The sequence below is a fragment of the Phenylobacterium sp. genome (assembly GCF_031360265.1).
Lineage (GTDB): Bacteria > Pseudomonadota > Alphaproteobacteria > Caulobacterales > Caulobacteraceae > Phenylobacterium.
This window is the reverse complement of record NZ_JANMBF010000184.1, coordinates 1-6,226: the sequence shown is the minus strand read 5'-3', so window position 1 is coordinate 6,226 and position 6,226 is coordinate 1. Positions and strand designations below refer to the sequence as shown.

9 protein-coding genes and 1 pseudogene are annotated in these 6,226 nt (G+C 70.5%); 5 read left to right on the top strand and 5 right to left on the bottom strand.

Translation table 11 applies throughout. The annotated features are described in order from the left end of the window. Positions 1-135 (top strand): hypothetical protein (locus RMN86_RS17255; protein WP_309607097.1); only part of this gene is annotated, 135 nt, incomplete at its 5' end. Positions 136-332: 197 nt separating this feature from the next. Continuing rightward, on the top strand, positions 333-788 hold the full coding sequence (locus tag RMN86_RS17250; protein WP_309607096.1) for a DUF559 domain-containing protein: 456 nt from the start codon (positions 333-335) through the stop codon (positions 786-788). A gap of 235 nt (positions 789-1,023) precedes the next feature. Here RMN86_RS17250 and RMN86_RS17245 read toward each other — a convergent pair whose 3' ends face one another. Both RMN86_RS17245 and RMN86_RS18200 read right to left on the bottom strand, forming a co-directional pair. Next, positions 1,024-1,230 (bottom strand): hypothetical protein, encoded by a 207-nt coding sequence (locus RMN86_RS17245; protein WP_309607095.1) that lies wholly within the window; start codon positions 1,228-1,230, stop codon positions 1,024-1,026. Next, positions 1,231-1,275, bottom strand: a pseudogene (locus RMN86_RS18200) (hypothetical protein); the annotation flags it as partial. Between the two features lie 133 nt (positions 1,276-1,408). Between RMN86_RS18200 and RMN86_RS17240 the strand changes: the two are divergent. Continuing rightward, positions 1,409-2,002 (top strand): hypothetical protein, encoded by a 594-nt coding sequence (locus RMN86_RS17240; protein ID WP_309607094.1) that lies wholly within the window; start codon positions 1,409-1,411, stop codon positions 2,000-2,002. A gap of 216 nt (positions 2,003-2,218) precedes the next feature. Next, positions 2,219-3,409, top strand: a complete 1,191-nt coding sequence (locus RMN86_RS17235) for a CoA transferase (protein ID WP_309607093.1) — start codon at positions 2,219-2,221, stop codon at positions 3,407-3,409. Here RMN86_RS17235 and RMN86_RS17230 read toward each other — a convergent pair. After that, positions 3,406-3,762: a phage holin family protein gene (locus tag RMN86_RS17230; RefSeq protein ID WP_309607092.1), complete on the bottom strand. Its 357-nt coding sequence runs from the start codon at positions 3,760-3,762 to the stop codon at positions 3,406-3,408. The two genes, RMN86_RS17235 and RMN86_RS17230, sit on opposite strands and share 4 nt — an antisense overlap. Before the next feature lie 144 nt (positions 3,763-3,906). On the opposite strand from RMN86_RS17230, the gene RMN86_RS17225 reads away from it, so the two are divergent. Then, the gene (locus RMN86_RS17225; protein WP_309607091.1) at positions 3,907-4,587 is read left to right on the top strand and encodes a hypothetical protein; all 681 of its coding nucleotides are present in this window, start codon (positions 3,907-3,909) and stop codon (positions 4,585-4,587) included. 3 nt (positions 4,588-4,590) lie between these two features. Here RMN86_RS17225 and RMN86_RS17220 read toward each other — a convergent pair whose 3' ends face one another. Both RMN86_RS17220 and RMN86_RS17215 read right to left on the bottom strand, forming a co-directional pair. Next, the gene (locus RMN86_RS17220) at positions 4,591-5,430 is read right to left on the bottom strand and encodes a TIGR00282 family metallophosphoesterase (protein WP_309607090.1); all 840 of its coding nucleotides are present in this window, start codon (positions 5,428-5,430) and stop codon (positions 4,591-4,593) included. Positions 5,431-5,439: 9 nt separating this feature from the next. Beyond that, complete coding sequence (locus RMN86_RS17215; protein WP_309607089.1) at positions 5,440-6,030, bottom strand: 5-formyltetrahydrofolate cyclo-ligase; 591 nt, start codon at positions 6,028-6,030, stop codon at positions 5,440-5,442. Positions 6,031-6,226: the final 196 nt, after the last annotated feature.

The window sequence follows — 6,226 nt, the reverse complement described above, 5'->3', positions numbered from 1 at the left end:
CAGGACGCGGCCTCGGTCGCCGGCCTGATGATCACCACCGAAGCGGCCATCGTCGAGGCGCCCAAGAAGGGCGGCGGCGGCGGCGGCATGCCCGGCGGCGGCGGCATGGGCGGCATGGGCGACATGGACTTCTAGTCCACGAAGCTCAGACGTTCAGACTGAACGAGGGCGGGACCGCAGGGTCCCGCCCTTTTTCATTGCGCCGTTATCTCCTCTCCCCAGCGAAGACTGGGGAGAGGCAGGGTGAGGGCCGGTGCGTGCAGCGCAACCGCGCCGGATGACAGCCCAGGGGCCCTGCCTTCCGCCAACGGCCCGCGCTTGCACCAAGGCTCATGTTCTTCTATTGTTCCAAGATGGGCCCAATTCGCAGCCGCCGCGAGCGACTCCTCCAATCGCGCGCCCGCCGCATGCGCCGGTCGGACACCGACGCGGAAGCCAAACTGTGGAACGCACTGCGGGACCGCCGCCTCGGTGGATGGAAGTGGCGTCGCCAGACGCCGATCGGCCCGTACATCCCCGATTTCCTCTGCGTCGAGGCAAGCCTTGTCGTGGAGTTGGACGGCGGCCAGCACGCCGACCGCATGGACTACGACGACCGACGCTCAGCCTACCTCAAGCGGAGGGGCTTTCGGGTGCTGCGTTTCTGGAACTCCGCAGTGCTCACAAATCGCGACGGCGTTTGCGACGGAATTCTCGACGCCTGCGGCGGTGATGCGCCGCGCCAAGACGAAGACGCCTCCTCTCCCGCGCCGCGCGCGGGAGAGGGCAGGGTGAGGGCCGGCTCGTGAGATCGACCCGCACCGGATGACGGTGCGAGGATTCCTGTCGTCGGCTGCCGGCCCTTGAGCTGTCATCCGGCGCCATCCCACCGCACGAGCCGGCCCTCACCCTACCCTCTCCCCAGTCTTCGCTGGGGAGAGGTGACTGTCTTGACTGACCTGATCAGGCAGGGACGCAATGCCCGACGCACCGGTGGGAGTCTCGATGCGCGCCGCTCTGTTCGCCCTCGCCCTCCCAACAATGTCATCCCGGTTTTCGCCGCAGGCGAAAGACCCATCCAACCCAGAGCCCGCCAGCCATCGCCGCCTGCAGGTCCGGATGCAGCGGCGGCGGAGCCATCATCTCAAGATACAGGTCCGCCCAGCGTGGATTGTCCTTTTCGATCAGGCGAATCTTCCAGGCGCGGCGCCGCCGCTTAAGCTGCTTCTCGAAGCGGATCGCGTCCTGCACGTCGCCGAAGCCACGGAAGAAGACGAGCCGATCAACGCCGTGGTCACGGGTGAATCCCGGCGTCGCCTTGGCCCTGTGCTCCGCCGTCCGACGTTCGAGGCTGTTGGGTCACGCTGACGTAGAGCCAATGTGCCCTACGTCCGCATCTGACGCACCCGCCTGTTTCACTGTCCCTCGCATGTTGGACGCGCTGACCATCACCGAGGCCGAAGCGGCGGGGCTCTCCGAGCTCGCCGCCCTGGACCTGGCCATGGCCCGCGACTTCGCCGCCCGCGCCCGGGCGGCCGAGGACCCGGAGATCGCCAACGACCTGGCCCGCACCTATCAGCGGATGGGGCGCTCCTACCGCCAGTCCCTGGCCCTGAAGGTGCGGCTGGCGCGCGAGATCGGCCAGGCCGAGCGCGAACCGCCGCCGCTACCCCCACCGGTTTCCCGCGACGAGGCGCGCAGCGAGGCCCGGATCGCCGAGATCCGCGGACCCGTCCAGCGGGTCATCTGGGCCGAGCACGAGCCGGCCGAGGGCGCCGATCCGGACGACGACGTCGCTGGCCACTATTTCGACCTGCTGGAAGAGCGGCTGGAACTCTATTCCCGCGACCACCGCTTCGGCCTGGAGCCGCTGGACGACCACGTGGTGTCGCTCTGCCGCGCCATGGCCCTCGACGTGAGGCTCGCCCGCCGCTGGCGCGAGCTTCCCGATCCGCCCCCAGAAGCCTTCGACGAGGCCGACACCGGCCCGGACGATGAGCCCGCCTGGCGCGGCTCGGGGTGAGCGCGGAGCCATTCGCCCAAGGCGCTGCCGGATTCAAACACCAAGACCACCAAGACCACGAAGGCGTCCGGGCAAGACCAGGCGCCGCCCTCGGCATGGCCGCTTCGTGGTCTTTGCGGTCTTCGTGGTCTTCGTTTCCTCAAGGGCAGCGCCCGCGCGGCGCTGGCGCGCACGCGGACATGCGCCCTATGGTGACGGCCTCGCCAGGAGGCCCCCATGCTGCTGTCGGATCTGAAGGTCGTCGAATGGTCCACCTGGATCGCCGGGCCGGGCTGCGCGGCGGTGATGGCCGACTGGGGCGCCCAGGTCATCAAGATCGAGAGCTCGGCGGGCGACGCCACGCGGGGGTTCTGGCCCGACACCGCCGAGAGCCCCGGCAACCCGATCTTCTCATGCGAGAACCGTGGCAAGCGCGGCGTGGTGTTGGACGTGGGCAAGCCGGACGGCCGCGCGGCCCTGCTGGCGATCCTGAAGGACGCCGACGTGTTCATCACCAACGTGCGGCCCGGCGCGCTGAAACGGGCGCGGCTCGACTACGACAGCCTGAAGGCCGCGTTCCCGACGCTGATCTACGCCAATGTCACCGGCTATGGCCTGACCGGCCCCGAGGCCGATGTGCCGGCCTTCGACCTGACCGGGTTCTGGACCCGCAGCGGGGTGGCGCACGCGACGATCCCGCCGGACCAGGAGCCGTTCACCTGCCGGCCGGGGTTCGGCGACCATATGACGGCGATGGCGACGCTGTCGGCGATCCTGGCCGCGGTGCATGAGCGCCACACAACCGGCCGTGGCCGCCAGGTGGAGACGGCCCTGATCCGCGCCGGCAGCTACGCGCTGGGCTGGGACTATGCGATCCACCTGCGCTATGGCGCGGCGGTCACCGCCCAGCCGCGTGACGACCGGCCGGCGGCGCTGGGCGGGTTCTTCCGCACGAAGGACGACCGCTGGTTCTGCCTGGCCGCGCGCGGGCCGCGCGATTTCCCCGCGGTGATGGGGGCGGTGGGCCGGCCCGACTACATCGACGATCCGCGCTGCGTCCTGCCGATCACCGACCTGGATGTGGTGCGCGAGATCCGCGCCGTGCTGGATGCTGCGTTCGCGGGGATGACCTTGGCTGAGGCCCTGGCGCTGATCAATTCGGTCGACGTGATCTGTGCGCCGATGGCGACGCTCGACGAGGTGGTCGCCGACCCCACGGCGCACGAAGCCGGCTGCTTCGTCGAGACGCCGGACGGCTGGGGCGGCAGCTTCCTGGCGCCGGCGGCCCCGGCGCGGTTTCCGGGGACTCCTACCGGGCCGGCCGGACCCGCGCCGAAGCTTGGCGAGCACACCCGCCAGGTGCTGGCCGAGGCGGGCTATGACCCGGCCGCGGTGGACGCCCTGATCGCCGCCGGCGCGGCCTGCTAGCTGCGCAGGTCGTCGCGCAGGATCATCCCGCCGATCCAGCTGGTGACGCCGGTGACGATGGCCGCCAGCACGCCGGCGACCAGGCCATGGACGTGAAAGCCCGGCACGATCAGCGACACCAGGCCGATCATCGCGGCGTTGACGATCAGCAGGAACAGCCCAAGCGTAAGGATGGTGAGCGGCAGGGTGAGAAGGGTCACCACCGGCCGCACGACGGCGTTGACCACGCCCAGCAGCAGGGCCGCCAGGATCAGGGCGGTGCTGCCGCTGACCACAATGCCGTGGACCAGCTTGGAGGCGATCCACAGCCCCAGGGCGCCGAATATGGCGCGGACGATGAGTTTCGCGAGCATTTGGCCCTCCCCGGCGGCATAGACTGGACAGTAGAGCGCCTGGCGGCGTCCAGGGGAAGGGTTTCGGCGCCGACACCGACCCGGCGCAATTTCGCCGCAGCCTTGGGCGCAGGCTTTGGCCATCTGGCAGGGGAAGTCGAGATCATGATGCGACCATTGGCGGCGGCGACGCTGTTGCTCGCGCTGGCCGGCCCCGCGGGGGCGCAGCCGCGCCAGGCCGGACCCGACGCGGTGCTGGAGATCCCGGGCCCCCGCGATCTCTCGGGCGAGGGACCCGGCGACGGAGCCCCGCGCGCGCAGCTGTTCATCAGCCCGTCGGGTGAGCCGTTCCGCGGCGTTGACGGCCTGGGCGCCTGGCTGGCCGGGGCCGACACCGACCATGACGGGTCGGTGACGCTGGCGGAGTTCCGCGCCGACGCGCGACGCTTCTTCCAGGTGCTGGACGCCAACCATGACGGCGTCATCGACGGCTTCGAGAGCCAGGCCTACGAACGCGAGATCGCGCCTGAGATCGCCCGGCTGATGTTCGACGACGGCGGGGCGGAAGGTCGCTCGCGCGGCTGGTTCGGCCGGCGTCGCCCCGCGGCCACGCCGGGCGGGCCGCCCGCGCCGATCGCCGCGGGACGCGAGGGCGCGGCGCGCTATTCGCTGCTCAACGAACCCCAGCCGGTGGCCGCGGCCGACGCCAATTTCGACGGCAAGGTGACGCTGGCCGAATGGATGGCCGCCACCGACCGGCGCTTCGCCAAGCTGGACCACGCCAGGACCGGGCGGCTGACTCGCGAGAGCCTGGCGCCGCAGCCCGCGGACCGGAAGAAACGCTGAGGATCAGCCGACGCTTACCGCTTCGACCCGCGGCACCGTCTCGCTGAGCCGGCCGCCGATGCGGATGGGCTCCACCCGGCGCGCGAGGCCGCTGGCGTCGTCGGTCTCGACGAACACGCCGCAGACCGTCGCCGGACCCTCGGCGGGCTTGTAGCGGCCGCCGGCGATGCGGGTGGTGAACCGCCGCAGCGGCTCTTCCTTCTGGTTGCCGATGACGCTGTCGTAGTCGGCGCAGGCCCCGGCGTCGGTCTGGTAGGCCGTGCCGCCGACCAGGATCTGGCAGTCGGCGGTGGGGACATGGGTATGGGTGCCCACCACCAGGCTGGCGCGACCGTCGCAGAAATGGCCCATGGCCATCTTTTCCGAGGTCGCCTCGGCGTGCATGTCGACGACGATGGCGTCGGCCGCCGCGCCCAAGGGGCAGGCCTCCAGCGCCTTGTCCACCGCGGCGAACGGGTCGTCGAGCGAGTCCATGTGCACCCGGCCCAGCAGGTTGATCACCAGGATCTGCCGGCCGCCCTCCGTCTCGAACAGCTGGGCGCCACGGCCCGGCGCATCGGAGAAGGCCGAATAGTTCAGCGGGCGAATGAGCCGGGGTTCGCGGACGATATAGGTCAGCGCCTCCTTCTGGTCCCAGGAGTGGTTGCCCAGCGTCAGCGCGTCGGCGCCGGCCTCGAACAGCTCGCGCGCCGTCGATTCGGTGATGCCGAACCCGGCCGCGGCGTTCTCGGCGTTGACGATGACGAACTCCAGGCCCAGCCGTCGGCGCAGGCCCGGCAGGTGGTCGGCCAGGCCCTCGCGGCCCGCGCGCCCGACCACGTCTCCAAAGAAGGCAAATCTCATCGCCCCTCTCTAGCGACTTCCCCGCGCCACTTCTATGTAGGCTGTCTCGGTGACGATGGCGTCGAGGCGCTGATCGTGGGGGCCGGTGGGCACGCGGTCCACTTCCTGGCCGGCATAGGCCACGCCCAGCACGAACACCGGGCGGATGGCGCGCAGACTGGCCAGCGTCCGATCGTAGTGGCCCGCGCCCTGCCCCAGACGTCCGCCGCCACGGTCGAAGGCCAGCAGCGGGGCGACGATCAGATTGGGCAGCACTTCCGGGGCGGAGGCTGGCGGGGCGGGAATGCCGAAGGCGTCCTTGACCAGGGCTTCCCCCGGCCGCCAGAGCCGGAACCGCAAGGACGACCGCCGGTCGGTGGCCATGGGCAGGGCGCGCCGCATGCGGCCGGGGTCGAGGCCAAGGATCGCCTCCAGGATGGGGTCCGGATCGAATTCCGAGCCCAGGGCGCAGTAGCCGCCCACGACGCTGAACCGGCCGAACCGCGAGAGGGGCAGGCGCCGCGCCGCGCGCTGGCCGGCGTCGGGGGTTGCATCGGCAAGCCGGCGGCGCAGGCCCCGCATCCGCACGCGCATCGCCGCCTTGTCGGAAATCTCGGTCACGGCCAGAAGCTACAGGGACCAGAGGCTACAGGGAAACAGAGACAACAGTGGAAAGGGTGGCGGCGCCGTGAGAACCGTGAAGGACTGTTTCATTCCCTCGACCTGGTAGACCAGGTGGGCGCCGTGTGCCCGGGACCAGGATCCCGGCCAGGGACAGCTCCCTATGAGTGAATTAAGGTCGCTGGAATATGTCGCC